Raw genomic sequence first — 25,664 nt, forward strand, 5'->3', positions numbered from 1 at the left:
CAGCCTCCCGGCCGTCATGGCTCATGCCGTGGGCCCGACGACGTCCAACGGCACATCACGCGCGCGCCTGAACGCTGTCAAGCGCGTTCGCGGTAGGTGCGCGGCGTCACGCCATGTGCCCGGTGGAACGCGCGTTGAAACGCATCGACTGAGCGAAAACCGCTGCTGCTTGCGATCTTTTCCTGCGTCCATTGCGTCTGTCGCAACAGGCGCGCCGCGGCCTTCACGCGCGCCTGCTCGACGAAGCGCGCGGGCGTGGTGCCGGCTTCGGCTGCAAACGCGCGGGCGAACTGCCGTTCGCTCATGTGCGCCCGCTCGGCCAGCGCGCCCACCGAGAGGTCCTTGCCTGGATGCAGGCCGATCCACGCAATGAGGTCGCGCAGGCGATGCCGCGCGACCGACTGTGCCTGCAACGTGTCGCTCAATTGCGTCTGATCGCCCGCGCGAAGCAGTGGCAACGCCAGCGTGCGCGCGATGTCCATCGCCACGTCGCGCCCAACGTCGTCCTCCACCAGAGCCAGGGCCAGCTCGATGCCGGTCGTGACGCCCGCCGATGTCCAGATCGGGCCGTCGCGCACATAGACGAGGCCGCGCGCCACGCTCACCTGCGGCCGCATCGTCTGCAGCTGGTCGCACGCGCGCCAGTGGGTGGTGGCCCGGCGGCCGTCGAGCAACCCGGCCGCGGCGAGCGCGAAGGCGCCACTGCACACGCTGGCCACGCGCCGAACGCCCGGGGCGACTTTGGACAGCCAGGCGCTCACGGCATGGTCGACGATCGCGGCACGAACCCCCGCTTCTTCGCCGCCTGCAACGATGACCGTGTCGATGCGGATCGGCAACTCGTCGAGACGGCAGAAACCGCTGAGGCTCAGTCCGGCGTTTGTCAGGATCGTGCCGCCCGTGGGTGACGCGGTGTGGAGGCGATACGTTCCGGGGCAAAGGTGCTCGGCTTTGGTGAACACGCTGGCCGGTCCGGCGACATCAATCGCTTCGGCGCCATCGAACGCGACCAGCACCACGTCGATGGCAGGATGCGCGGACTTTTCGTCATTGCCCGCTGGACGCAGACTTCGTAAGGTCACGGCTTGATTCGGATTCTGGAGTGTCCATGTTCAGGTCAATGACGTTGATCGTATCGTGTGCTGCCGCGATGTGCGTGGCCGGTTGCGGTGTGGGCGCGGAGATACCACCGGCCCCTGTGGACCCGGCCCTGCGCGAGCGGCAGACACAGGCCTTCGTGCGTGCCATGAAGCCGCGCCACGCCGGCCGGCCGGTGGTGGCGGTGGTTGCGCTCAACGAAGGCACGGAAACCACCGACTTCCTGCTGACGCACGCGGTGCTGCAGCGCGCCGACGTGGCCGAGGTGAAAGCGGTGGCGCCGCGACGCGGACGGGTCGAGCTGTTCCCCGCGCTCCAGGTGGAAGTGCAGCAGGATTTCGAAGGCTTCGACCGTGCCCACCCTTCGGGGGCGGACTATGTGATCGTGCCCGCCATGAGCAACGATGCCGATCCGGCCGTCACGGCCTGGCTGCGGCGCCAGGCCGAACGCGGCGCGCGCGTCGTCGGTGTGTGCAACGGCACCCTGGTGGTCGGCCGCGCCGGCCTGCTCGACGGGCGCCGTTTCGCTGGCCACTGGTCCTCGCGCAGCAAGGTGCTGGAGCGCCACCCCGGGTCGGTCCACGTGCCGCACCAGCGCTACCTGGTCGATCGGGACGTGGCCACCACCACCGGCATCACCGCTTCGATCCCGGTGGCATTGGCGCTGGTGGAGGCGATCGGCGGGCGCGACAAGGCCGCCACCGTGGCTGCTGAGCTCGACGCCGACGCCTGGAGCCCCGAGCACGACAGCACACCCTTTGCGCTCACCTTGCGGCGTGGCGCGAGCTATCTGCTCAACAAGGCGCCGTTTCGCTCGCACGCGCAGTGGGGTGTGGAGGTGCGCGATGGCATGGACGACATTGCCCTGGCCCTGACCGCGGACGCCTGGTCTCGCACTGGCCGGGTGAGCGTGCACGCGGAATCGGCGTCGTCGGACGCCGTGGCGTTGCGCAGCGGGATGGTGCTCGTCGCAGAGCGTCCCGCTCGCGAAAGGCCCCGTCTGCCCATCACGGCCACGATGAAGCCTTTGCAGCAGCTCGACGCCACGCTGTGCCGGATTCAGGAGCGCTTTGGCGTGTCGTACCGAGAATGGGTCGTGCTCGAGATGGAGTACGCCGATGCACCCCGTTTTGTCGATTCGAATGGCTGCCGATCGTCGTGAGAGGGAGGGCCGGCGGGTCAGAACCCGTCGGCCTTCCATGCAAATCTTGAAAAATCTGTCCATCCATTCATCCACTCAAGCAAGGAGCAACACGATGACCAGTTCCATCCGTACCTGCCTCTGGTTCCGCGACGGTCGGGGCCGTGAGGCCGCTGATTTCTACTGTTCCCTGATCCCGGGCAGCCGGGTCGAGACGACTTTTTCCGGCGATGCCGGACACGGCACCTTTTCGGTGATCGATTTTTCGCTGGGCGGTGTGCCCTACCAGATACTCGATGCCGGGCCCGTCTTCACGCTGACCGAGGCGGTGTCGATATCGGTCGCGACGGACGACCAGGCCGAGACCGACCGCCTCTGGGCGGCGCTGACCACGAATGGCGGCGAAGAGAGCGTCTGCGGCTGGCTGAAGGATCGCTACGGGGTGTCCTGGCAGATCTTCCCCCGGCGACTGACGGAGCTGACGACGAGCGCCGACAAGAAGGTCTCTGCTTCGGCGATGGCAGCGATGATGAAGCAGAAGAAGATCGATATCGCCGCGATCGAGGCGGCGGTGCGCGAGGCGGCGTAGCCCGTCGCATGCCCTCGCGCGCGTGACTCACCCCCGAACCGGGCGGGCCCATCGTCGACCTGCCCGCGTCGCCGTGGTGAGCGCTCAGGCCACCCGGCCCGCCGCCCGCGCCACGCTGTCCTGCAGCCATGCATGCGCGGGGTCGTGGTCGTTGCGGCTGTGCCAGACCGCGCGGAAGGTGGAGGGCGTGGACGGGTAGGGAGGCTCGCGCATCAGCAGTTCGCCGCCCGCGGCCAGGTTGCGCGCCAGTGACGACGGCATGATGGACAGCATGTCCGAGCCGCGCAGCAGCGCGGGGATCGCGAGCGAGTGGGGCACGGTCACGCGGTAGCGCGGCGCCTTGCCCACGGCCTTCAGCGCTTCCTCCAGCGCGTGGCGGTCGAACATTTCGGCCTGCCGGGCCAATCCGCGCTCCAGGATGAAGCCCCCCACTGCGCCTTCCTCCTGCCCGCCCACCGACACCGTGACCAGCGGGTAGCGCGCGAGGTCCTGCAGCGCCAGCCGGCGGCGCGAGGCGGGATGGGCCTTGCGCATCACGATGCTTTCGCCCTGGGTCATCAGCGTGCGCGAACTCAGCCGCTGCGGCACCTGCGCGAAGATGCCCACCGCGAGATCGATCCGGCCCACGTCGATCTGCTCGGCCAGGTCGATGCGCGTGGAGGGGCGGATCACCAGGTCGATGCCCGGCGCCTCGGTCTTCATCAGCCGGCTCAGCTCGGCCACCATCACCGCCGTCAGGTGGTCGTTGGCGGCGATCACGAAGCGGCGCGTGGAACGGCCCGGGTCGAACGGCTCCACCCCCAGCGTCGCTTCGATGCGGCGCAGCGCGTCGCGCAATTCGTCGGCCATCGCCAGGGCCCGCGCGGTCGGCACCATGCCCCGGGCGGTGCGCACGAAGAGCTCGTCGCCCACCACCTCGCGCAGGCGCGAGAGCGCGTGGCTCACCGCCGACTGGCTGAGGTTCAGGCGTTTGCCGGCGCGCAGCAGGTTGCGGTCTTCATGAACCGCGTCGAACACCTTGATCAGGTTGAGGTCGATGCGTCCGATGCTCATGGCAGGCCCTTTCCGTGTTGCACGCCATGCATTTTGCTCTTGCAAAAGCATCGCTTCCGTTCAAGTTGATCGATGGCGATCATTCGTGACACCCACCACCCGTCACCTCACGGAGCCCCACATGAACACTCTCTCACGCAGGCGCTTCGGCGCCGCCAGCCTCGCCACTCTGGCCGCCTCGGCCTGGCCCCTGACCAGCTGGGCGCAGGCCACCGGCTCAACCCGCAAGATCATCGTCGGCTACCCGGCCGGCGGCACGCTGGACCAGACGGCGCGCCGCGTGGCCGAGGCATGGCGCCAGCAGGGCACCACCACCATGGTCGACAACCGCTCCGGCGCCGCCGGCCGCCTGGCCAACTCCCAGCTCAAGCGCGAGCGCGGCGACGGCGCCACGCTGCTGTGCACTCACACTTCGGCGCTGAGCATCTACCCACACGTCTACAGCAAGCTGATGTACGACGCGGTTGCGGACTTCGTGCCGATCTCGCCCGTGGTCTCGGCCACCTGCGCGCTGGCCATCAGCAACGCCGTGCCGGCGTCGGTCCGCACGCTGGCCGACTACGTGAAGTGGGTGCGGCAATCGCCCGACCACGCCATGTACGCGTCACCGGCCGCCGGTTCCATGGCGCACTTCCTGGGCTTCCAGTTGTCGGAGGCGACTGGCCTCAAGCTGCAGCACGTCGGGTACCGCGGTTCGGCGCCGGCCATGAACGACATGCTGGGCGGGCAGATCCCCGCCTACCTGGGTTTTGTCGCCGACTTCCTGCCCTACATGCAGAGCGGCAAGCTGCGCATCCTGGCCGTGAGTGGAGAGAAGCGCTCGCGCTTCATGCCGGGCGTGCCGACGTTTCCGGAACAGGGCTTCGGCGCGATCACCGGCATCGAGTCCTACGGCATCTTCGCGCCACCCGGCACACCCGAGGCGGTGGTGAAGACGCTGCACGAGGACGTGATGGCGTCCACCCGCAACCAGGCCCTCGTCGCCGGTTTCGAGGAGGTCGGCCTGGAGCTGTTCACGCTCAGCCCCAAGGCGTATGAGCGCTACATCCAGGCGGAGCGCGACAAGTGGGGCCCGGTGGTGCGCGCCTCGGGCTTCAAGTCGGAGGAATGATGAACATGCAGACCATCGACGAGCGCGAAGAACTCATCGAGCGCAGCATCGCCTTCCTGAGCGAGGTCAAGGACATGACCGCCGGGACCGCCGTGGAGCGCTGGCTCAACGAGACACACGGCCCTGGCAGCGAGGTGTACGAGCAGCTCGCGAGGCTGGTGAAGGCCGGCGTGCGCGACGGCTGGGCCGCCAGCACCGAGATCGCCGGCCCGCAGTACCGGCGCAGCCGCATCATGGAGCCCTCGGAACGCACCCACTGGTTCAGCATCACGGCCGTTTACATGGACAGCAGCGGCAACACCCAGGGCAACCCGGGCAACAGCTTTCGCGGGCAGTACCATGCACACCCCTATGGCGAGCTGAACATGGTGATCCCGCTCAACCCCGGTGCGGCGCTGGCCGGGCCCAACGGCTGGTGCGAGGGCGGCTGGACAGCACCCGGCCCGGGCAGCCACCACTACCCCGAGGCCCGGGGCGGCGCGGTCATCGCGCTGTTCTATCTGCCTGCGGGGCGCATCGCCTACCATCCACCGCCGGTGGACACACAGAGGGAAGGATGAGCATGCCGGAACACAGCACCATGGACGTGACGCGCGTGGTCGACGCCGTGCTGCGCGCGCGCCGCAGCCTGCGCGCCTACCGGCCGGACGCCGTGCCGCGCCCCGTGCTGGAAGACCTCCTGGACGTGGCCTCGAGCGCGCCCAGCAACTCCAACACGCAGCCCTGGCGGGTGCACGTTCTCGCGGGCGCAGCCAAGGACGCGCTGGGTGCCGCGCTGCGGACTGCCTTCCGCGACAACACCCTGCCCCCGTCGCCCCACTTCCCCGACCCGTTGCCCGAGGAACACGCGCAGCGCCAACGAGACTTCGGCGCGGTCTACTACCGCACGCTGGGCATCGACGTTGCCGACATGCCCGCCCGCATGCGGCAGACCGAGAAAAACTTCGACTTCTTCGGCGCCCCGGTGGGCCTCATCTTCACCATCGACCGCCGCCTGGCGCCGCACAGCTGGCTCGACCTCGGCCTGCTGGTGCAGAACATCATGATCGCCGCCAGCGCGCGCGGCCTGGGCACCTGCCCGCAGGTGTCGTTCGCGCGGTTTCATCCGGTCATCGCCCGGCACCTGTCCTTCACCGAACACGAGCAGACGGTGTGCGGCATGTCGCTGGGCTACCCCGACCGCGACGAGCCCGTCAACCACATGGCGATGCCGCGTCGCGGGGTGGGGGAGTTCGCCAGTTTTGATCACTGGGAGTGACGAATTCCCGCTTCGTGGCGCTTTCCCTTCGCTCGTGCACAACAAGCCATCCACGGGGGTGACGGTCTCGGCACAATCCAGCCAGATCCACTTGTCCTCTGATGATGGCCGTCATTCCTTTCCCTCTTGCGACACCGCGCCCTGTCGTTGAACGCAGGCGCATGGGTGCGCGCCCGTACCGCGACCACCACGATCGCCTGAGCATCGAAGAGATCGAAGCGCTGACCACGAGGGACTTCTTCGACTGCATCCTGGTCGATGCCGAGAATGGGACGGCCGTCATGCAGCGCGACGACGAATCGCAGTTGGTGCAATACCTGACTTTTCACGGCCTGCGCCTGCCACGGGCGGTGAAGGCGGCGCAGGTGCTGGACCTCTGCAACGACCTGCGCTGGTCGTTTGGTGAGGCGGTGCGCTGCGCCGTGCGCGGGGAACGCGACATCGGCGTCGCGTTTCCCCTGCTCAACGCGGAGAAACTGGCCTACGTGCGCGCCATGGGCCGCCAGGAGCCGGATGCCGTGCGGGACATGGCCCGCGTGGTGTTCAAGGCGCCCGCGTACGGCGTGTTCCTGTTCTAGAAGCCGCTCAGGCCTCTGGGCCGACCCCGTCAGCCTTGCGGCGCACCACGCCGTTGAGCACGGCATCGAGCTCAGCGGCTTCAATGGGTTTGCGCAGCACCGCCGCGAACAGTTCACGGGGCAGGTGATTGCCCGCCTCGTCGAGGTTGCCGCTGAGCAGCACCACCGGCGGCGGCTGGTCCGAGGCGTGAATGCGTTCGGCCAGGCCCACTCCGTTGAGCCGCGGCATCGCATAGTCGGTCAGCACCACATCCCAGCGCCCCGGCGACTGCACCAGGTAGCTCCAGGCCTCCTCGCCGTCGCGCGCGCGCGTGACCTGCCAGCCCCGGCGTTCGAGCAGCGCGCTCCACGACTGGCGAACCAGCTGATCGTCATCGACGAACAGCAGCTCCCGGCCTGTGCTGCCGGTCTCGGTCGTGGCAGCCGGCAGCGCTGCGGCGGCCTCGCCCCGGCACGCGGGCAGGTAGATGTGGAAGTGCGCGCCTTCACCCAGCGCGCTGCGCAAGCCGATGTGGCCGCCATGGCGCTCCGTGATGCCCTGCGCGACGGACAGACCCAGCCCCGTGCCACGGCCCGCCCCCTTGGTGGTGAAGAAGGGCTCGAAGACGCGGTCCACGATCTCGGCCGGCACGCCCGGCCCGAAGTCGCGCACGCCGACCACCAGGTAGCGCCCCGGCGCCAGTGTGCATGCGCCTGGCCAGCGCGCGTGCGCGTCGGTTTCCGCGAACGGGACCGTGATCTCGTCGAGCGTGACTTCAATGCGGCCCTTGCCCTCCATGGCGTCGGCGGCGTTGATCAGCAGGTTGACCACGACCTGCTGCAGTTGCGTTGGATCGGCTTCGACGACGTCCAGCTCCACGCGGTTGATGAGCACGAGTTCGCACCGCCGCGTAAGCCCCGCGCTGACCAGGCGCCGGGTGTCCTCCAGCAGCACCTTCAAGTGCAGTGGCTGCAGTTTCGGCGGGCTCTTGCGGCCGAACGCGAGCAGCTGGCGGATGAGGCCGTCGGCATAACGCGTCGCCTTCAGCGCCTGCTCCAGCGACTCATGGCCGGGGTGCCTGTCCTCCAGGTCTTCCATCGTGAGGCGCACCCACCCCGAGACGGCCGCCAGCGAGTTGTTGATGTCATGGGCAATGCCACCCGCGAGCCGACCCAGGGCCTCCGCCTTCTGGCCCTGCATCATCTGCGCCCGCGTGGCCTCCTGCCGCTCATGCGCCAGTTGCTGCTGTTGCGCATCGGCGTGCACGCGCGCAAGCAGCTGATTGATGCCGGTGGCCAGCGCGCTGATCTCGTCGCTGCCCTGCACCCGAACAGGCGGGGCCGCGGTGGGACCGTCGCGGGTGATGGCCCTGACGTCGTTGTAAAGCCGCTGCAGGCGCTTGAGCAGGAAGCGGTCCAGCACCAGCACCAGCACCAGACTGGCGAGCAGCGAGGTCAGCGCGACCATTGCCATACTCAGCCAGCTCAGTTCGTGTCCGCGCGCCTGCAGACGCCGGTCCAGATCCAGGACAAGCTCCGCCACGGCCTGGCCGGTGTGGTCCTCCAGCACGGCGTGCAGCTTGTCCGTCTCGTCGTCGACGCGGTGCACGTGGGTGGGCAGGCCTTCGTGCGCCGCGACGTCGAACGAAAGCCGCGCGGGCGTCATCAGCACCTCGGCCAACAGCGCGATTTCGGTTTCGTCAAAACGGCGCGTCATGATCATGGCGCCATAGCTCTTCGGGTCGGACAGGTCCTGGCGGCGAATGGCGGAGGCGGTCACGATCCGGAGCTGGCCGTCCACCACCCGCAAGGTCTGCAGCACGCGGCCCGCGCCCTCGGCCGCCAGCACCTGCGCCGCCAGGGCCTGATAGGGCGCCGTGCGCTCATCGCTGAGCGAGCCCAGCAAGCCTTCGGGTGTTTTTTCCAGCGTCGCGAGCGCGCGGCCGCGGCCGTCGAATACCAGGATCTCCGAGATGCGCAGGTAGCCCATGTTCTCGGCGTCGAAGTTCTCGGACATGAAGTCCGGCTGACGCCCCGTGACGAACGCCACGGAGTCGTTCCAGAACGCGTAATCCTGCACGGTGGCACGCAGGGCTTGCACCTGCTGGTTGAAAACCCGCCGGGCACGCTCGCCTTCGCGCAGCGCGGCCGCCGTCTCCAGGCGGGCAAACGAGTCGCCCACGATGTAGCGCGCGCCCAGCATGGCCGTGCACGCACTCAGGGCCAGTGCGGTCAGAATCAGGGCCCAGGCCTTGTGTTGCAGCTTCATGTGGCTGACATATCGGCAGCCACCGATGCAGATGAAGCGCCCAAGGGCCGTGCGGCTCAACGTCCCGCCCGACAGCGTGACGCCCTTCACCGAAACGCCGCGTCACCTGCGCTGGCTCCCCCATGCCCGCCGCGCGGGCGCAGGGTTCAGTGGCGGTCCACCAGCGTCTGCAGCAGCCGCTCCAGCTGCAGGCCGACGGTCTCCAGCACGCCCTTGACGCCCGCGCTCTTGTGGACCACCTCGGAAGCCATGTGTTTCGGCTGCCCTTGCAGCTGCGCAAGCTCGCTGCCGAGCCGGAAGCGCTCACGCTCGATTTCGGCCAGCTGCGCCTGCAGATCGGGCCCCGCGGGCTTGAGCGCTTGCGCCTGCCGGGCCTTGTCCATCATCTCGTCGATGTGCTTGAGGTGCGAGGCCGAAATGAGGAAGTGTTGTTCCACCAGTCTGCTGATCTCGTCCATGGCTGTCTCCGAAGTTGGGTTCTCGAAGGGGCACGGCCCCTTGTAGCACCAACCGCGGCGCGTGTCAGCCCCGGGCCGCGTCCCGCGCGCACTGGGTTACGCTGCGGCCTGTGCCGCGCCATTCCGTGCGCATTCCCCACCCCGGCCCGTGACCGCAGGAGCAGACTTTGACCGAACCCACCCCCCAGCTCCCGCATGCGCCCCTGCCGGCCTACTACCAGGACGAGGCCGACCACGCGCGGTACGTGCGCCGCATGTTCGACGAGACCGCCATCGACTACGACCGGATCGAGCGCGCGATGGCGCTCGGCTCGGGCGGCTGGTACCGGCGCCAGGCGCTGCAACGGGCGGGCCTCAAACCCGGCGACAAGGTCGTCGACGTGGGCATCGGCACGGGGCTGGTGGCGCGCCAGGCCTGCGCCGTGATTGGCGACACCGGTCGCCTGATCGGCGTCGACCCGAGCCCCGGCATGCTCGCGCAGGTGAACGTGCCCGGCGCCGAACTGCGCGCCGGCCGGGCCGAGGCACTGCCGTGCACCGACGGCGAGGCCGACTTCCTGAGCTTTGGCTACGCGTTCCGGCATGTGTCGGACGTGGACGCCGCGCTGCACGAGTTCCATCGGGTGCTGCGGCCCGGCGGCCGCTTGCTGATCCTGGAGATCAGCCAGCCGGCGGGCCGGCTGTCGCGCGCCCTGGTGAAGTTCTACATGCGCCGCGTCGTGCCCACGCTCGCGCGCGTCGTGGCCCGCGAGCGCGGCAGCGCGGAGCTGTGGCGCTATTACTGGGACACCATCGAGAGCTGCATCCCGCCCACGCAGATCCTCGAAGCGATGGAGCGTGCCGGCTTCCTGCAGGTCAGGCGCTACACCGAACTGGGCATCTTCTCGGAGTACACGGCCGTTCGGCCCTGAATGGGCTCGGGCGATTGGCCGCGCGTTGCACCGTGTTCATGGTGCGCGAAAGCCACGAGGCCGCCGCCGACACGTGAATCGGCAGAACGAATGGACGACCGGGGACGGATCGCACGGCTGCCAGAAGCCATGCGGCCGGGCGGGAAATATGATGCTTATCATATTCTGCGCTACACTCCGTCGCCATGGACACAGCCCCCAGCCGCAAGGCCCTGACCCACGAACGCATCCTGGACACGGCGGCGCGCGCGATCCGCCGCGCCGGCTTCCAGGGCGTGGGCGTGGCCGACATCATGAAGGAAGCGGGCCTGACCCATGGCGGCTTCTACGCCCACTTCGCCTCGCGCGACGCGCTGCTGGCCGAAGCGCTGCAGCACGCGGGGCGGCAAAGCGCCGAGCGCATCGCCAAGGGCAACGCCACGCGCCAGGCGCGCGGCGCGAGCCCGTTTCGGGCGCTGATCGAGGGCTATCTGTCGGAGCGGCACCTGGCCGGCGCCGAGAACGGCTGCGCCGTGGCGGCGCTGGCCTCGGAGATGCCGCGCCAGTCGGCCGACGTGCGCGACGCCGCCGCGCAGCGCGTGCGCGCCCTCGTGGCGCTGGTCGGGCGCTCCCTGCCCGAGGGCGCGGCGCACGAAGCGGCCACCGCCATCGCCAGCCAGATGGTGGGCGCGCTGCAGCTCGCCCGCGCGCTGGGCGACAACGCCGAAGGCAAGGCCTTGCTGGCCGACAACCGCGCCGCCCTGCTGGCGCGATACGACACCGCCTCCGCGAACTGAGCGATGCGCGCTTGCATCCAGCCCGTTTTTTGATCGCCCCCGAATATGACGGCCATCATATTTCTTCCCACCCTTTCACCACCTGCCCAGGAACCCACCATGAAACTCCACAACGCAACTGTTCTCATCACCGGCGCCAACCGCGGCATCGGCCTGGCCTTTGCCCGCGAGGCGCTGGCGCGCGGCGCGCGCAAGGTCTACGCCGGCGCGCGCAACCCGGCCAGCATCACGCTGCCCGGCGTTGAGGCCCTTGCGCTGGACGTGAACGACGGCGCCCAGGTGGCGGCCGCGGCGCGCCACGCGGGCGACGTGACGCTGGTGATCAACAACGCCGGCATCGCGCACTTCGGCGGCTTCCTGGCTGAGAGCGGCATCGAGTCGGCGCGCACGCAGCTGGAGACCAACTTCTTCGGCCCGCTGCGCGTGAGCCAGGCCTTTGCGCCCGTGCTCGCGGCCAACGGCGGGGGCGCGATCCTGAACGTGCTCTCCGTGGCAAGCTGGATCAGCTCGCCGATGCTGGCGGTCTACGGTGCGAGCAAGTCGGCCGCCTGGGCGCTCACGAACGGCCTGCGCCACGAACTGCGCGCGCAGGGCACGCAGGTGCTGGGCATGCACATGGGTTTTGTCGACACCGACATGACGCAGGACATCGGGATGCCCAAGTCGACACCGGAAGACGTGGTGCGCCGCGCCCTGGACGCGCTGGAGGCCGGCGCCGAGGAGGTGCTGGCGGACGAACTCACGCGGCAGGTCAAGCAGGGCCTCGCGGCCGATCCGGGCATCTACCTGCGCGATGCGCGCGGTTGACCGGAGCCCGCTCATGAGCGCCGTCCTGCCCGTCCACACACCCGCCAGCCCGGCGCAGACCCGACTGCAGCAGATGCTGCATGCGCCCCTGCTGCCCACGCTGGTGCGCCTGGCCACGCCCAACGTGCTCGGCCTGTTCGCGATGACCATCGTGATCGGGTACGACGGCTACATCCTGGGGCGCGTGGGGGCCGACGCGCTGGCAGGTATCGCGCTGGTGCTGCCGCTGTCGATGCTGATGCTGCAGATGTCGGCCGGCGGCATCGGTGGCGCCACCACCGCTGCCGTGGCGCGCGCGCTGGGTGCGGGCCGGCAGGAAGACGCGTGCCGTCTCGCGCAGCAGGCGCTGGTGATCGCGGCCTTGCTGGCCCTGCTGTTCATGGTGGCGTTGCTCGGTTTCGGGCGCAGCATCTTCAGCGGCATGGGCGGGCAGGGTGCCGCGCTGGACGCGGCGCTGGCGTACGCCAACGTGCTGTTCGGCGGTGCGGCGGTGATCTGGTTCACCAACGTGCTGGCCGCCATCGTGCGCGGCGCGGGCAACATGCTGCTGCCTTCGGTGCTGCTGCTGGGCACCGCGCTGCTGCACGTGGTGCTGTGCCCGTTGCTGGTGTTTGGCGGGGGCCCGCTGCCGGGTCTGGGCGTGGCGGGTGCGGCATTTAGCTTTCTCGCTGTCAATGCGCTGTCGGCGCTGGTGATGGTGGTGTACCTGCTGCGCCGCGACGGCACCGTGCAACTGCACCGCACGGCCTGGCGCCTGGACCGGCCGCTGCTGCGCGACATCCTGCGCGTGGGCCTGCCGGCGTCGATGAGCCCGGTGATCAGCAACGCCTCCATCGCCGTGGCCACGGCCTTCGTGGGCAGCTACGGCACGGCCGCGCTCGCGGGCTATGGCGTGGCCGCGCGGCTGGAATACATCCTGGTGCCGATCGCCTTCGGTTTCGGCACGGCGCTCACGGCCATGGTGGCGACCAACATGGGCGCGGGCCAGTCGGCGCGCGCGCTGCGCGCGGCCTGGGCCGGCAGCGCGCTGGTGGCGGCGATCACGGGCGCCATCGGGGTCACCACCGCGATCGCGCCCGCGCTGTGGATGGATCTGTTCACCACCGACGCGCAGGTGCTTGGCTTCGGCGCCACTTACCTGCGCATCGTGGGCGCAGGCTATGCCTTCTTCGGTCTGGGCCTGGCGCTGTTCTTCGCCTCGCAGGGCGCGGGCCGCATGTTCTGGCCGCTGGCCGGCAGCGTGGGCCGCCTGGTGATTCTGACGGTGGGCGGCTGGTTGTGCGTGCGCGTGTTCCAGGCGCCGCCCGCCGTCTTCTTCGCGATCGTGGCGCTCAGCCTCGTCGCCTATGGTTCCACGCTCGCCATCGCGATCCGGCTGGGCAGCTGGACGCGCTGAGTGCCATCATCACCACCCGACCCAGGAGACGCCTCATGAACCAGCCTGCCGATCAATTCAACCAGCGCGGCGCCGGCGCGCTGCCGGGCCACCTGGGCCTGGTGTTCACCCACGTGAGCCCGGGGGAGGTGCGTGGCGAACTCGCGGTGAAGCCGCACACCATGGCACCCAACGGCTTCCTGCACGCGGGCAGCGTGGTGACGCTGGCCGACACCTCCTGCGGCTATGGCTGCGTGGCCAACCTGCCGAAAGACGCCAGCGGCTTCACCACCATCGAACTCAAGAGCAACCACCTGGGCACGGCGCGCGAGGGCACCATCGATTGCGTGGCCCGGCCCGCGCACCTGGGCCGCACGACACAGGTATGGGACGCGACCGTCACCCACCGCGAGACAGGCAAGACGATTGCGCTGTTCCGCTGCACGCAGATGGTGCTGTACCCCAAGGCCTGAGCCGGGCCGGCGCAGCGCGGGGTATTTGTTTCGAGTTGTAGTCGGGTTGAATCCAGCGGGCGCGCCAGGGCGTATCCAGTGGGCAACCCAACGCCGGCCTCGCCGGCACAACCCAAAGGAAAGCCTCATGAAAACCGCACGCCTCTCCCTCATCGTTCTGGCCCTCTCCGCCGCATCGTTCGGCACCGCCTTCGCTGCCGACGCATCGACCCCGAAGACACGCGACCAGGTGCGCGCCGAGCTCGCCGAAGCGCAACGCAACGGCACCCTGATCGCCGACGGCCAGACCGGCCAGACGCAACGCGCACTCAACCCGCAGCGCTTTGGCGCCATGCCGATGGCCGCCATGGGCAAGACCCGCGCTGAAGTCGTCGCCGAACTGCGCGACGCGTGGGCCCGCGGCGAGCTGGTGGCCGATGGCCAGACCGGTGCGACCTTCCGCGACCTGAACCCGGGCCAGTACCCCATGCACATGGCCGCCGACACCCCATCTGCGGTGCAGGTGGGCCAGGGCGCGATGCCGTCGACCCTGCGCTGAACACCGCGCGACCGGTGTGTCCTCAGCCCCCGCATGCCGTGCAGGCACCGGGGGCTGTTCGTTCGTTCGCTCCGCTACAGTGCGGGCATGAACCGCATCGCCGTCATCGACTTCGAGACCACGGGCACTTCCCCGGGCCTGGGCGATCGCGCCACCGAGGTCGCGATCGTGATCACCGAACACGGTCGCGTGGTGGACCGCTACCAGAGCCTGATGAACGCGGGCGTGCGCATCCCGGCGTTCATTACCCAGCTCACGGGCATCACCAACGCCATGGTCGAGGCGGCGCCACCGGCCGAGCGGGTGATGCGCGAGGCCGCGCGGTTCGTGGGCGATGTGCCCATGGTGGCGCACAACGCCGCGTTCGACCGCCGCTACTGGGTGGCCGAACTCGCGCGCATGGGTGTGGATGCCTCGCAGCCCTTCGCCTGCACGGTGCTGCTCTCACGCCGGCTGTATCCGCAGGCGCCCAGCCACAGGCTGGGTTCGCTGGTGGATTTTTTCCGGCTGCCGCGCACCGGCCAGGCGCACCGCGCGCTGGCTGACGCCGAGATGGCCGCCGAGCTGCTGGGGCGCATCCAGCACGACCTGCGCACGTTGCACGGGGTGGACACGCCCGATCACGCTTTCCTGATGGCACTGCAACGCTGCACGCGCGCGGCTCTGCCGCGCTTCATGCAGGCGCATGCGCAGGCTCAGCGGCACCCGGTACCGCTGGCGCTCAGTGCACGCGCAGCTTGAACTGCACGATCACCGCGCCGTCGACCTTGCCAATCGAGGGGATAACGCCGAAGTTGATGCCATAGCGTTTGCCTTCCCAGGTCGCCAGGGGCAGGGCCGCGAAGAAGGTGCCGCCACTGGCCATCGAGGGATAACCGTTCATGACGCCGATGGCCGCCCCCAGTTTCAATGGGCCGATCGACAGAGGCTGCCAGTTCACCGCCGCGTACGACGTGGTCTTGCGCACGCTGTTGTAGTACGCGCCAGCCATGTACGAGATCTCCGGGCTGGTGCGGTATTCGATCCCGAGGCCCAGATTGCTTTCGTTGTAGCCCTTGTTGCGCGAGAAATGGCGCGAGAAGCCGCCCACGTTGAGCCAGACCTCGGAGGAGCGGTCTTCGAACGACGGGGTGGCGGCCGGCACGGACTGCGCAAAGGCGGGCAGGGCACCCATGCACAGTGCGGCCAAAGTGATGCGGAAAGTATTCATGCGTGCCTCGTTTGCCGGTTGCCGCCCTCGCGGGCTCGTAACCACTTGTTTCGGCGGTGACGCGGCGGACTTGATGCCGGCCATGCCCCAGAATCGGCCACAGCGCGACTTTTTGGGCGTTCGCGAACCGTTTGCCCGATCTCCACGTTGGCCATGAAGACCCACACCCCGCACACCGTTCTCTCCACCCACGACACCACCCGCATCGACGATCTGCGCATCGGCGCCGTGCGCCCGCTCATCACCCCCGCACTGCTGCAGGAGTGGCAGCCCGCCGGCGATGCCGCGCAGGCACTGGTGGAAAGCAGCCGCGCGGCGATCTCGCGCGTGCTGCAGGGGCTGGACGACCGCCTCGTGGTGGTCGTCGGCCCGTGCTCCATCCACGACCACGGCCAGGCCATCGACTACGCCCGGCGGCTCAAGGCCCAGGCCGACGCACTGCAGGACGACCTGATAGTGGTCATGCGCGTGTACTTCGAGAAGCCGCGCACGACCGTAGGCTGGAAGGGCTATATCAACGATCCCCACCTCGATGGCAGCTTCGCTATCAACGAAGGCCTGGAGATGGCGCGCGCGCTGCTGCTGGAGGTGCTCGCGCTGGGCCTGCCCGTGGGCACCGAGTTCCTGGATCTGCTCAGCCCCCAGTTCATCAGCGACCTTGTGAGCTGGGGCGCGATCGGCGCGCGCACCACCGAGAGCCAGAGCCACCGCCAGCTCGCCAGTGGCCTGAGTTGCCCGGTGGGCTTCAAGAACGGCACCGATGGCGGCGTGAAGGTGGCCGCCGACGCGATCCAGGCGGCGCGCGCCGCGCACGCCTTCATGGGCATGACCAAGATGGGCCAGGCCGCGATCTTCGAAACGCGTGGCAACGAGGACTGCCACGTGATCCTGCGCGGCGGCGCACAGCCCAACTACAGCGCGGCCGATGTCGACGCCGCTTGCGCGCTGTTGAAGAAGGCCGGGTTGCGCGAGCAGGTGATGGTGGATGTGTCGCACGCCAACAGCAGCAAGCAGCACCGTCGGCAGATCGAGGTGGCGGCCGACGTGGCCGCGCAGGTGGCCGCGGGCGATGCGCGCATCGTCGGCGTGATGATCGAGAGCCACCTGCACGAGGGCCGGCAGGACATCGTGTCCGGCCAGCCGCTGCAACCGGGTGTGAGCGTGACGGATGCCTGCATCTCATTCGAACAGACCGTGCCCGTGCTGCACGGCCTGGCCGCTGCCGTGCAGGCGCGGCGCGCCAAGGGCTGAGACACCGTGGTCCTTCCCTGGCGCGGCCCGCCCGCCATCAACCTCGCGCTGCAGGGTGGCGGCGCGCACGGCGCTTTCACCTGGGGCGTGCTCGACGCCCTGCTGGAAGACGGGCGACTGCGCTTCGACGGCGTGAGCGGCACCAGCGCGGGCGCGATGAACGCGGTGCTGTTGGCGCAAGGGCTGATGGTGGGTGGCACACAGGGCGCGCGCGATGCATTGCGCGGCTTCTGGAGCGCGGTGGCTGGCAGCCTGCCTTTCGAGGTGGCGGTGCCCACCGCCAACGGCAAGGACATGCGACTGGCACCGGCCATGCAGCTGATGCTGCAGTGGACGCACTACTTCTCACCCGAGCAGCTCAACCCGTTCGACCTCAACCCGCTGCGCAAGATTCTCTCCAGTCAGGTCGATTTCGAACGCCTGCGGGCGCACAGCCCCATCAAGCTGTTCGTGGCGGCCACCAACGTCAACACCGGCAAGCTGCGGCTGTTCCGCGCGCCCGAGCTCACGCCCGACGCGGTGCTGGCCTCGGCCTGCCTGCCCACCATGCACCGAAGCGTGGTGATCGACGGCGATCCGTACTGGGATGGAGGCTACGCGGCGAACCCGGCCGTGTTTCCGCTGTTCCATGAGTGCGACGCGCGCGACATCCTGCTGGTGATGCTCGCGCCGCTCAAGCACAGCGCCACTCCGCAGTCGGCGGCGGACATCAAGAGCCGGATGATGGAGCTGGCGTTCAACGCCACGTTCCTGCGCGAGATGCGCATGTTTGCCCACCTGCGCGAACGTGCCGCGCGCAGCACGTGGTGGCGGCGCGGTGAGCTCGACCGGCGCCTGGCCGGCACGCACTTTCATGTGATCGAGGCCGGCGAGGTCATGGGCGCGTTGAGCACCGAGAGCAAGGTCGCGGCCAACATGCGCTTTTTCGAGATGCTGTTTGCGCTGGGCCGTGAGCACGGCAGCGCGTGGCTGTCGGCGCACCACGCCGACGTGGGACGGCGCAGCAGCGCCGACCTGGGAGCCCTGTTCTACTAGGGCGAAACCGGAAGGATCAGCGCGGCTTGCGCGGCACCATCGGGCCACGGCCTTCGATGTGGCGGAAGTTGATGCGACCCTTGGTCAGGTCATAGGGAGAGAGTTCCAGCGAGACGCGGTCGCCCGCCAGGATGCGGATGTGGTTCTTCTTCATCTTGCCCGCGGAATAGGCAATCAGCTGGTGACCGTTGTCCAGCGTCACGCGAAAGCGCGTGTCGGGCAGCACCTCGTTGACGATGCCCATCATGTCGATCAGTTCTTCCTTGGCCATGGTGTTTCCTTTGCGTGAAGTGTATCGGTCAGTTCGGGCGGGCGGCCTGGCGGTTGGTGTCCTGCACCCAGTCGATGCCCTGGGCGAGGGCGTAATCGGCCGCCGCGTCGTGCGTGGGGAAAGCGCTGTCGAAGCGGATAACGCGCGCCGTGGACGCGCTGCCCTGGCCGCTGGCAATGGACACCTGCGCTGCAAAGAGGCCACCCGGCAGGGCGCGCGGAAAAGCCGCAATGCGGTACTTGCCGAGGGTCAGAGGCGTTGGTCTCGTGTGTGTTGTGCTTGTTGTATGGATCATCAAATTCATCGGTGGGCCCGTGCACGCCCATCATGGGCGCGCCCGTCAGGCCCGAAGCCTGTCTAAAAACAGCTGGCAGCCCCAGCGCCGGGGTTCCCCGCCGGGTCATCCGGGTCCGGTGCAACAGGCATCGGGCCAGGGCCGGCGCACGAGCCACGGCAGAGGCATCGGCAACAGCAGGGAGGAAAGGGAGAGCCACGGTGCCGTGAGAAGGCGGTGTGGCGCGGCGCCTTGCAGGGGCTGGACCAGCACAGCCCCTCTGCCAGGGGCACCTGCATCGTGGCGGTGAGGCTTTGACGCGGCTGGTCGCTCAAGGCGACCGCGCATTATAGCCCGGCTGGCGAAAAGACGCCAGTCCGGGGTCGCCGGCTCATTTGCGGTCGGGCAGTTCGATCTTCACCTCGAGCACGTCCAGGTTGTCCTGGCGGTCGAGCTGGACCTTGATGTCGTCCGGGTTGATCTTGATGTACTTGCCGATCACCGCGACCAGTTCGCGCTGCAGCGCGGGCAGGTAGTCGGGCTCGGAGGCACTGCGACCGCTGCGCTCGTGCGCCAGGATGATCTGAAGCCGCTCCTTGGCGACGCTGGCGGTTTTTTTCTTCTCACCGAGCAGGAAGGACAGAAGGGACATGCCTCACTTCCTCCCGAACACGCGCTTGAAGAAGCCGGCCTTTTCGGCCTCGATGAAGCGCAGCGGCTTGTCGGCACCCAGGAAGCGGTCGATCACGTCGCTGTAGGCCTCGGCCACGTCGGTGCCCTTGAGGTGGATCGCCGGCGTGCCCTGGTTGGAGGCGGTCAGCACGTTTTCGCTTTCGGGAATCACACCGATCAGCTTGATGCGCAGGATGTCCTGGATGTCTTCCAGCGACAGCATCTGCCCGTCGGCCACGCGGCCCGGGTTGTAGCGTGTGATCAGCAGGTGTTCCTTGACGGGGTCCTTGCCATCGATGGCGCGCTGCGTCTTGCTGCCCAGCATGCCCAGGATGCGGTCGGAGTCGCGCACGCTGGAGACTTCGGGGTTGGTGACGATGAGGGCCTCGTCGGCATAGTGCATGGCCATGAGCGCGCCGGTCTCGATGCCCGCGGGCGAATCGCAGACGATGTACTCGAAACCCATGGCGGCGAGGTCGGTCAGCACCTTGTGCACGCCTTCCTGGCTGAGCGCGTCCTTGTCGCGCGTCTGGCTTGCGGCCAGCACGAACAGGTTCTCGCACTGTTTGTCCTTGATGAGTGCCTGGTTCAGGTTGGCCTCGCCCTGGATCACGTTGATCAGGTCGTACACGACGCGGCGCTCGCAGCCCATGATGAGGTCAAGGTTGCGCAGGCCGACATCAAAATCGATCACGGCCGTCTTGTGGCCGCGCAAGGCGAGGCCGGACGCGAAGCTGGCGCTGGTGGTGGTCTTTCCCACGCCGCCCTTGCCGGAGGTGACGACAACGATCTTGGTCATGGTGGCGGTCCTTCTGTTCAAAAAATGGGGCGAGCGCTTCAGACACCGATGGCGTCGATCACGAGCTTGTCTTCGCCCTCGGGGCCAGGCACCAGGCGCACCTGGGCGGTCTTGCCCTGCACCGACTCGGGCAGTGCAACTTCGCTGGTGCGGTAGATGCCGGCGATGGAAATGAGTTCGGGCGCCATCGAGAGCGCGAAGATGCGCGCATCGGCGTTGCCGCGCGCACCCGCGATGGCCTTGCCCCGCAGCGGCGCATAGACGTGGATGTGGCCATCAGCGATGACCTCGGCCCCCGGGTTGACCATGGCCATCACCACCAGGTCGCGGCCGCGCGCATAGACCTGCTGACCCGAACGCAGGGGTTTGTCGATCACCAGCGCGCCCGCGATGGGTTCGGGCAGCGCCGGCATCGGTTCGGGTTCGGGAGCGGTGGCCATCTCGGTCGGTCCAACCACCGGCGGGGTGCGTTGCACGTTCGCGTCCGGCGCGGGCGTGAGGCCGGCCGCCACGGCCAGTGCGGTCTGCTCGACGGTCCCGCCGCGCACGGCCAGCGGCGTCAGGCGGTACTGGCGCAACAAGGTTTGCAGTGCGCCGAAGTCGGGCAGGGCGTTGGCCTCAGCCACATTGAGCGGGTGCAGGTCGATGACCAGCGGGTCGTGGTCGAAGAAGTCGGGCATGTCGCCGAAGCGCTGGGCGAATTCCTCTGCCAGGCGGTTCAGATCGGACGACTTGAGCATGAGCGCCACCAGGGGCAGTTGCGCGCTCTTGATTTCAAAGGTGGCGGGGGCGGTTCCTGCGAGGGCAACGGACATGGGCGAAACGGATCCAATAACGGGCCGGCTGCAGGACGCCGGTGGTGCAGGTCTGTCGGTGACAGCGGCGCATCTTACCAGCCGTTCAGGCCCGCTTTCGCAAGCGTCTGTGCACAGGTGTCAGGGCATGTTTCCGATCCGCCCGGCGCCTTGCGCGCACAACGCTGTGTGTAACTTTTGAACAAGTGGCCGCTTGTCCACAGGCGCTGTGCCGCGGCGCAGGTTGTCCCCGTTCACGGACACCGTCAACAGGGCACTTCACACAGCGTTTGGTGCTCTGCAAGTGCTTGAAGGGAAAGGAGAAAGGGCGCTTGTCCACAGCGGACAGCGCCCTCTACTACTACTGCTATCTTGAATTAACAGTATTCATATAAGAGAGGAAAACAGGCGCAGCCCCGTTGTCCTCCGTGCCTTCACACCGGTTGCTTCATGCCGTCGTGGGAACCTTGCCGATGAAAGTGGTGGTGTTTCCCGCCATGTTGGCGCTGCATGCCGGTGCGCTGAAAGCCGGGCAGGTGCTTCGAGTCAAAGACCTTCTGTTGCTCGGCATCGAGCGCGGCGTAGAAGCTGCGGATGGCATCGGCGCGCTGGTCCATCGCGGCGCTGCGTTCGGCCTGGCGTGCCTTCATGCGGTCCAGGCGCTCGGGCGTGGTCAGCTGGGACCAGTCTTCGCGCTGGCCCGGGTGCTGGGCCCTGGGCTGTGGCTGGGTGCGTGCCACGAAGGCATTCCAGGCGGGTTCCTGCGCGGGGGTGATCTTCAATTCGGCCTTCAGGGCTGCCTGCCGTTCGGCGCGCTTCTGCTGCATGCGGGCCATGCGTTCGGCTCGCTTCTGTGCGTGTTGCTGGGCACCGGGTTCACCGGCCCTGGGTGTGACCTGCGCTTGCGGTTCGGCGGCTGGCGTTGCCACGCCCTGTGCGATGGCGGTGGCGGTGGCGCCGACGAAGGCCGTGGCCAGCGCGGCGGCAAGCAGGGCACGTTTCGGGAAGTGGGTCATGAGAGGCTCCTGTGGCAATGGTGGAAGGATCTCCACAGGACCGGGTGTCGGCTGCGGAGTGGTTTCAGTGTCGGACGCGCTTGTTTCCGCTCCGTGCCGCCGGTGTGGCGGGTTTGTAAATTTTTGTCCCGCTTCGTGCAACAAATGTGGACGCAGGGTGGCTCAAATCGTCCAGGATCGGGCAATCGGGCCGGCCATCTCCGGGGCACAGGTGCAGCAGGTGGCCCAGGGTGCGCTGCATGGCCTGCAGGGCTTCGATGCGCTGGCCCAGGTCGTCCAGGTGTTTCTGGGTGATGCGCTTGACGCTGGCGCTGCTGCGCCTGCGGTTGTGCCACAGGCTCACCAGCTCGGTGATGGCCTCCAGGCCGAAGCCCATGTCGCGTGCACGCCGGATGAAGCGCAGCGTGTGCACGTCGGCCAGACCGTACTGTCGGTAGTTGCTGTCGGTGCGAGGTACCTCGGCCAGCAGGCCGAGCGACTCGTAGTGGCGCAGCATCTTGGGCGAAATGCCGCTGAGCTGAGCCGCCTTGCCGATGTTTACGGGCCAGCGTATGAGTGCGTCGCTGGCTGTGTCCGTGTCTTCGTCCATGGTCAGACAGCCACTTCGTAGCCTTCTTCGCGGATCGCCGCGATCAGGGCTTCGCGTGGCTGGGCGGTGTCGATCTCGACCCGGTTCTGGCCGCGATCGATGCGCACCTGCGCCTGGGGATCGACCTCTTTGATGGCGCGGGTCACGGCTTGTTCGCAGTGGCCACAGGTCATGCCGGTGACGTTGAAGATCTGGTTCATGGGAACTCCTTGCTGGTGAACAATGTGCAGCCATTCTGATCCCTGACATGGTGTCAAGGTCAAGATCTGGTTGGTGGACCGTCACAGTTGGCTACAACAGCTTTACCTTCCCATGATGGCAAACCTTATGCTGCCGGCATGAACACACTCATCACCATTCCATCCGAATCTGGAGGGCTGTTTTCGTCCATTCCCCCTGCCCGCATCGACCTGGGCATCGGTGGCATGACCTGCGCGTCCTGTGTGATGCGGGTGGAGAGAGCGCTGAAGAAGCAGCCAGGTGTGAGCGACGCCACCGTGAACCTGGCCACGGAGTCCGCGCGCGTCCTGGTCAGTGGCGTGGACGAGATGGAATCCCTGGCGCGCATCAAGCGCGCGGTGCGCGATGCGGGTTACGAGCCGCGCACGCTGGAGGCCGCGGACGATGAGAGCGATCGGCGCTGGATGGGCGTGCCGCGCGACCTGTTGCCCGTGCTGGCCGGTGTGTTGCTCTCGGCACCCCTGGCATTGCCCATGGTGGGCGACCTGTTTGGCCAGCACTGGATGTTGCCGGCCTGGATCCAGTTCGTGCTGGCCACGCCAGTGCAGTTCGTGCTGGGTGCGCGCTTCTATCGTGCCGGCTGGCATGCGCTGAAGGCCTTCACAGGCAACATGGAATTGCTGGTGTCCATCGGCACCACGGCGGCCTGGGCGCTTTCGACCTGGCTGTGGTGGCGCGCCGATGCGGGCGAGATGGTGCACCTGTACTACGAGGCGTCGGCGGTGGTCATCACGCTGGTGTTGCTGGGCAAGTGGCTGGAGGCGCGAGCGAAGCGCCAGACCACCACCGCCATTCGTGCGCTGCACGCGCTGCGGCCCGAGCGAGCACACCTGCTGCCCGATGGGACGCGGCGCACCGAAGCCATCGACGTGGCGGTGGACGAGTTGCTGCCTGGCGACGTGGTGCGCGTGCTGCCCGGTGAACGCTTCGCCGCCGATGGCACCGTGGTGCAAGGCCACACGCAGGCGGACGAATCGATGCTCACCGGCGAGGCCATGCCGGTGCCCAAGGACGTGGGCGATGGTGTGACCGGTGGTTCGCTCAATGGCGAGGGAGCGGTGGACGTGCGGGTGCGCGCGGTCGGCGCGCGGAGCGTGCTCGCGCAAATCATCGGTCTGGTGCAGGACGCGCAGGCGGGCAAGGCCCCGGTGCAGCGCATGGTGGACCAGGTCGCGGCGGTGTTCGTGCCGGTGGTGCTGGTGATTGCGCTTTTCACGATGGTGGGCTGGTGGTGGATGGGCGCCCCGCTCGAGGAGGCCCTGCTGCACGCGGTGGCGGTGCTGGTGATCGCCTGCCCGTGTGCACTCGGGCTGGCCACGCCGGCGGCCATCATGGCAGGCACCGGTGTGGCCGCGCGACACGGCATCCTGATCAAGGACGCGCAGGCGCTGGAGATCGCGCACAAGGTCGACACCGTGGCCTTCGACAAGACCGGCACGCTGACCGAAGGACACCCGCGCCTGCAGGTGATCGAAGCCGCCGAAGGTGTGGACGAAATGGCGGTGTTGCAAGTCGCGGCCGCCCTGCAGGCGCAAAGCGCGCACCCGCTGGCGCGCGCGGTGCTGGAAGCCGCGGCATCGCGCGCGATCGGGGTGGCGACGGATGCCGCGCAGGAGGTGCAGGCGGTGTCTGGGCGGGGCACCCAGGGGCGTGTGAACGGTGCCTTGCTGGCGCTGGGCAGCCTGCGCTGGATGCACGAACTGGGCGCGGCGCTTGGTCCGCTCGAAGCGCGCGCGAAAGCCCTGCAGGCGGACGGTGCCTCGGTGTCGGTGCTGGCCAGCCAGACACCGGGCGACGCTGCCGCGGCGGCAGTCTGGTCGCCGCTGGCCTTGCTGGCGTTCGGCGACGAACCCAAGGCCAGCGCCGCCGAGGCCATTGCCGGCCTGCGCGCGCGGGGCATGCGGTTGTTCATGGTTTCGGGCGACAACCGCGGCGCGGCGCAGGCGATGGCGACGCGCCTGGGACTTCGCGCCGACCAGGACGAGGTGATTGCCGAGGTGTTGCCAGGTGACAAGGCTGCGGTGGTGCGCCGGTTGAAGTCTGGCGGGAGCTTGCACACGGTGGCCATGGTGGGCGACGGCGTGAACGACGCGCCCGCGCTGGCCGCGGCCGACGTGGGCATGGCCATGAGCCACGGCCGGGGCGCGAGCGCCGACGTGGCCATGCATGCCGCGGGCATCACGCTCATGCGCGGCGACCCGATGCTGGTGGCCGCCGCGCTCGACATCTCGCGCCGCACGGTGCGCAAGATCCGGCAGAACCTGTTCTGGGCCTTTGCCTACAACGTGGCGGGCATCCCGCTGGCGGCCCTCGGTTACCTGAGCCCGGTGGTGGCCGGAGCGGCGATGGCGCTGAGTTCGGTGAGCGTGGTCAGCAACGCGCTGCTGCTCAGGCGATGGCAACCGCCGCAGCGCTGAAGGGCCGTGCGCATCCCTTGACCCAGGTCAAGGCGTGGCGTGGGTACCTGGGCCATGCTCGAGCCATGCCGAGGAGACCGACATGAAACACGACACCCTGCGCGTCATCCGCAACGAACACGCCAGCCTGAGCGCGATGCTTCAATCGCTGCTGCAGATGCTGCAGCGCGGACCACAGCCCGACGGCAGGGACGACAACGAACGCTTCTTCGATGTGCTGCGCGCCATGCTGTTCTACATCGGTGAATTTCCCGAGAAGCTGCACCACCCCAAGGAGTCCAACCTGCTGTTCCCGCGCCTGGCGCGCGCCGCGCCGCAGGTGATGCCCACGATCGAGCAGCTGGAGCGCGACCACATGGGTGGCGAGATGCGGGTGCGCGAGCTGGTGCACCTGCTCATGGCCTGGGAGTACCTGGGTGAATTGCACCGGCCGGCGTTCGAGAGCGAGGCCCGCCGCTACGTCGCGTTCTACCTGGAGCACATGCGGCTGGAAGAAACGGCGCTGCTGCCCGAGGCCGAGCGCAGCCTGAAGGACGAGGACTGGCGCGAGCTCGATGCGGCCTTCATTCGCAACAGGGATCCGCTCAATCCCCAGGAGCCGCGCGATCCGCAGTTTGATCGCCTGTTCACCCGCATCGTGATGAACGCGCCCGAACCGGTGGGCCTGGGCGAGGCCTGAGCC

General features: G+C 68.3%; 30 protein-coding genes. 17 read left to right on the top strand and 13 right to left on the bottom strand.

Going from position 1 to position 25,664, the window contains the following annotated elements:
- Nucleotides 1–77: 77 nt before the first annotated feature.
- Nucleotides 78–1,082 carry a GlxA family transcriptional regulator gene (locus AB7P10_RS07180; RefSeq protein WP_428293152.1) on the bottom strand — a complete coding sequence of 335 codons (1,005 nt, stop codon included), beginning with the start codon at nt 1,080–1,082 and terminating at the stop codon, nt 78–80.
- A 26-nt stretch (nt 1,083–1,108) separates the two neighbouring features.
- On the opposite strand from AB7P10_RS07180, the gene AB7P10_RS07185 reads away from it, so the two are divergent.
- Nucleotides 1,109–2,260, top strand: a complete 1,152-nt coding sequence (locus AB7P10_RS07185) for a DJ-1/PfpI family protein (RefSeq protein WP_428293153.1) — start codon at nt 1,109–1,111, stop codon at nt 2,258–2,260.
- A gap of 94 nt (nt 2,261–2,354) precedes the next feature.
- Nucleotides 2,355–2,828 carry a VOC family protein gene (locus AB7P10_RS07190; protein ID WP_428293154.1) on the top strand — a complete coding sequence of 158 codons (474 nt, stop codon included), beginning with the start codon at nt 2,355–2,357 and terminating at the stop codon, nt 2,826–2,828.
- Nucleotides 2,829–2,912: 84 nt separating this feature from the next.
- Here the strand turns inward: AB7P10_RS07190 and AB7P10_RS07195 are convergent, their stop codons facing one another.
- Nucleotides 2,913–3,881 (bottom strand): LysR substrate-binding domain-containing protein, encoded by a 969-nt coding sequence (locus AB7P10_RS07195; RefSeq protein ID WP_428293155.1) that lies wholly within the window; start codon nt 3,879–3,881, stop codon nt 2,913–2,915.
- A 121-nt stretch (nt 3,882–4,002) separates the two neighbouring features.
- Between AB7P10_RS07195 and AB7P10_RS07200 the strand changes: the two genes are divergently transcribed.
- The 4 genes from AB7P10_RS07200 to AB7P10_RS07215 all read left to right on the top strand — a co-directional run bounded on the left by AB7P10_RS07200 (nt 4,003) and on the right by AB7P10_RS07215 (nt 6,828).
- A complete protein-coding gene (locus AB7P10_RS07200) occupies nt 4,003–4,992 on the top strand; it encodes a tripartite tricarboxylate transporter substrate-binding protein (protein ID WP_428293156.1) in 990 nt (329 codons plus the stop codon).
- On the top strand, nt 4,989–5,552 hold the full coding sequence (locus AB7P10_RS07205) for a DUF4863 family protein (RefSeq protein ID WP_428293157.1): 564 nt from the start codon (nt 4,989–4,991) through the stop codon (nt 5,550–5,552). The genes AB7P10_RS07200 and AB7P10_RS07205 overlap by 4 nt, the downstream gene beginning before the upstream one ends.
- Entirely contained in the window at nt 5,549–6,250 is a 702-nt protein-coding gene (locus AB7P10_RS07210) for a nitroreductase (protein WP_428293158.1), read from the top strand. Before AB7P10_RS07205 ends, AB7P10_RS07210 begins: the two co-directional genes overlap by 4 nt.
- 161 nt (nt 6,251–6,411) lie before the next feature.
- On the top strand, nt 6,412–6,828 hold the full coding sequence (locus AB7P10_RS07215; protein ID WP_428293159.1) for a hypothetical protein: 417 nt from the start codon (nt 6,412–6,414) through the stop codon (nt 6,826–6,828).
- Nucleotides 6,829–6,835: 7 nt separating this feature from the next.
- Here AB7P10_RS07215 and AB7P10_RS07220 read toward each other — a convergent pair whose 3' ends face one another.
- Nucleotides 6,836–9,076 carry an ATP-binding protein gene (locus AB7P10_RS07220; RefSeq protein ID WP_428293160.1) on the bottom strand — a complete coding sequence of 747 codons (2,241 nt, stop codon included), beginning with the start codon at nt 9,074–9,076 and terminating at the stop codon, nt 6,836–6,838.
- 146 nt (nt 9,077–9,222) lie between these two features.
- Entirely contained in the window at nt 9,223–9,534 is a 312-nt protein-coding gene (locus AB7P10_RS07225; protein WP_428293161.1) for a hypothetical protein, read from the bottom strand.
- A 167-nt stretch (nt 9,535–9,701) separates the two neighbouring features.
- Here AB7P10_RS07225 and AB7P10_RS07230 point away from each other — a divergent pair, with 167 nt between their 5' ends.
- The 7 genes from AB7P10_RS07230 to AB7P10_RS07260 all read left to right on the top strand — a co-directional run bounded on the left by AB7P10_RS07230 (nt 9,702) and on the right by AB7P10_RS07260 (nt 15,155).
- Nucleotides 9,702–10,445 carry a class I SAM-dependent methyltransferase gene (locus AB7P10_RS07230; protein WP_428293162.1) on the top strand — a complete coding sequence of 248 codons (744 nt, stop codon included), beginning with the start codon at nt 9,702–9,704 and terminating at the stop codon, nt 10,443–10,445.
- Between the two features lie 185 nt (nt 10,446–10,630).
- Nucleotides 10,631–11,221 carry a TetR/AcrR family transcriptional regulator gene (locus AB7P10_RS07235; RefSeq protein ID WP_428293163.1) on the top strand — a complete coding sequence of 197 codons (591 nt, stop codon included), beginning with the start codon at nt 10,631–10,633 and terminating at the stop codon, nt 11,219–11,221.
- Between the two features lie 99 nt (nt 11,222–11,320).
- Nucleotides 11,321–12,028: an SDR family oxidoreductase gene (locus AB7P10_RS07240; RefSeq protein ID WP_428293164.1), complete on the top strand. Its 708-nt coding sequence runs from the start codon at nt 11,321–11,323 to the stop codon at nt 12,026–12,028.
- 13 nt (nt 12,029–12,041) lie between these two features.
- Nucleotides 12,042–13,424, top strand: coding sequence for an MATE family efflux transporter (locus AB7P10_RS07245; RefSeq protein ID WP_428293165.1), 1,383 nt, complete (start codon nt 12,042–12,044; stop codon nt 13,422–13,424).
- 35 nt (nt 13,425–13,459) lie between these two features.
- A complete protein-coding gene (locus AB7P10_RS07250; protein ID WP_428293166.1) occupies nt 13,460–13,876 on the top strand; it encodes a PaaI family thioesterase in 417 nt (138 codons plus the stop codon).
- 127 nt (nt 13,877–14,003) lie between these two features.
- Nucleotides 14,004–14,414, top strand: coding sequence for a DUF4148 domain-containing protein (locus AB7P10_RS07255; protein ID WP_428293167.1), 411 nt, complete (start codon nt 14,004–14,006; stop codon nt 14,412–14,414).
- A gap of 87 nt (nt 14,415–14,501) precedes the next feature.
- Nucleotides 14,502–15,155 carry a 3'-5' exonuclease gene (locus AB7P10_RS07260; RefSeq protein WP_428293168.1) on the top strand — a complete coding sequence of 218 codons (654 nt, stop codon included), beginning with the start codon at nt 14,502–14,504 and terminating at the stop codon, nt 15,153–15,155.
- Here the strand turns inward: AB7P10_RS07260 and AB7P10_RS07265 are convergent.
- Nucleotides 15,136–15,624 carry a hypothetical protein gene (locus tag AB7P10_RS07265; RefSeq protein ID WP_428293169.1) on the bottom strand — a complete coding sequence of 163 codons (489 nt, stop codon included), beginning with the start codon at nt 15,622–15,624 and terminating at the stop codon, nt 15,136–15,138. The genes AB7P10_RS07260 and AB7P10_RS07265 overlap by 20 nt on opposite strands.
- 153 nt (nt 15,625–15,777) lie before the next feature.
- On the opposite strand from AB7P10_RS07265, the gene AB7P10_RS07270 reads away from it, so the two are divergent.
- Together AB7P10_RS07270 and AB7P10_RS07275 are read left to right on the top strand one after the other, a co-directional pair.
- A complete protein-coding gene (locus AB7P10_RS07270) occupies nt 15,778–16,875 on the top strand; it encodes a 3-deoxy-7-phosphoheptulonate synthase (RefSeq protein ID WP_428293170.1) in 1,098 nt (365 codons plus the stop codon).
- A gap of 6 nt (nt 16,876–16,881) precedes the next feature.
- On the top strand, nt 16,882–17,910 hold the full coding sequence (locus tag AB7P10_RS07275) for a patatin-like phospholipase family protein (RefSeq protein ID WP_428293171.1): 1,029 nt from the start codon (nt 16,882–16,884) through the stop codon (nt 17,908–17,910).
- 16 nt (nt 17,911–17,926) lie between these two features.
- Here AB7P10_RS07275 and infA read toward each other — a convergent pair whose 3' ends face one another.
- The 8 genes from infA to AB7P10_RS07315 form a co-directional block, all read right to left on the bottom strand.
- Nucleotides 17,927–18,181 (bottom strand): translation initiation factor IF-1, encoded by a 255-nt coding sequence (gene infA / locus AB7P10_RS07280; protein ID WP_056265133.1) that lies wholly within the window; start codon nt 18,179–18,181, stop codon nt 17,927–17,929.
- Nucleotides 18,182–18,209: 28 nt separating this feature from the next.
- A complete protein-coding gene (locus tag AB7P10_RS07285) occupies nt 18,210–18,476 on the bottom strand; it encodes a hypothetical protein (protein WP_428293172.1) in 267 nt (88 codons plus the stop codon).
- Between the two features lie 370 nt (nt 18,477–18,846).
- Complete coding sequence (gene minE, locus AB7P10_RS07290) at nt 18,847–19,107, bottom strand: cell division topological specificity factor MinE (protein WP_297648695.1); 261 nt, start codon at nt 19,105–19,107, stop codon at nt 18,847–18,849.
- Between the two features lie 3 nt (nt 19,108–19,110).
- The gene (gene minD, locus AB7P10_RS07295; protein WP_428293173.1) at nt 19,111–19,926 is read right to left on the bottom strand and encodes a septum site-determining protein MinD; all 816 of its coding nucleotides are present in this window, start codon (nt 19,924–19,926) and stop codon (nt 19,111–19,113) included.
- Between the two features lie 38 nt (nt 19,927–19,964).
- Nucleotides 19,965–20,741, bottom strand: a complete 777-nt coding sequence (gene minC / locus AB7P10_RS07300; RefSeq protein ID WP_428293174.1) for a septum site-determining protein MinC — start codon at nt 20,739–20,741, stop codon at nt 19,965–19,967.
- Nucleotides 20,742–21,154: 413 nt separating this feature from the next.
- A complete protein-coding gene (locus AB7P10_RS07305; protein ID WP_428293175.1) occupies nt 21,155–21,736 on the bottom strand; it encodes a Spy/CpxP family protein refolding chaperone in 582 nt (193 codons plus the stop codon).
- Nucleotides 21,737–21,800: 64 nt separating this feature from the next.
- The gene (cueR, locus tag AB7P10_RS07310) at nt 21,801–22,325 is read right to left on the bottom strand and encodes a Cu(I)-responsive transcriptional regulator (RefSeq protein WP_428293176.1); all 525 of its coding nucleotides are present in this window, start codon (nt 22,323–22,325) and stop codon (nt 21,801–21,803) included.
- Nucleotides 22,326–22,327: 2 nt separating this feature from the next.
- Entirely contained in the window at nt 22,328–22,525 is a 198-nt protein-coding gene (locus AB7P10_RS07315) for a heavy-metal-associated domain-containing protein (RefSeq protein ID WP_428293177.1), read from the bottom strand.
- 138 nt (nt 22,526–22,663) lie between these two features.
- Between AB7P10_RS07315 and AB7P10_RS07320 the strand changes: the two genes are divergently transcribed.
- Both AB7P10_RS07320 and AB7P10_RS07325 read left to right on the top strand, forming a co-directional pair.
- On the top strand, nt 22,664–24,982 hold the full coding sequence (locus AB7P10_RS07320) for a heavy metal translocating P-type ATPase (protein ID WP_428293178.1): 2,319 nt from the start codon (nt 22,664–22,666) through the stop codon (nt 24,980–24,982).
- Nucleotides 24,983–25,064: 82 nt separating this feature from the next.
- Entirely contained in the window at nt 25,065–25,661 is a 597-nt protein-coding gene (locus tag AB7P10_RS07325) for a hemerythrin domain-containing protein (protein ID WP_428293179.1), read from the top strand.
- Nucleotides 25,662–25,664 lie beyond the last annotated feature (3 nt).

This window comes from Hydrogenophaga sp. (assembly GCF_050182545.1).
Taxonomy (GTDB): domain Bacteria; phylum Pseudomonadota; class Gammaproteobacteria; order Burkholderiales; family Burkholderiaceae_C; genus Hydrogenophaga.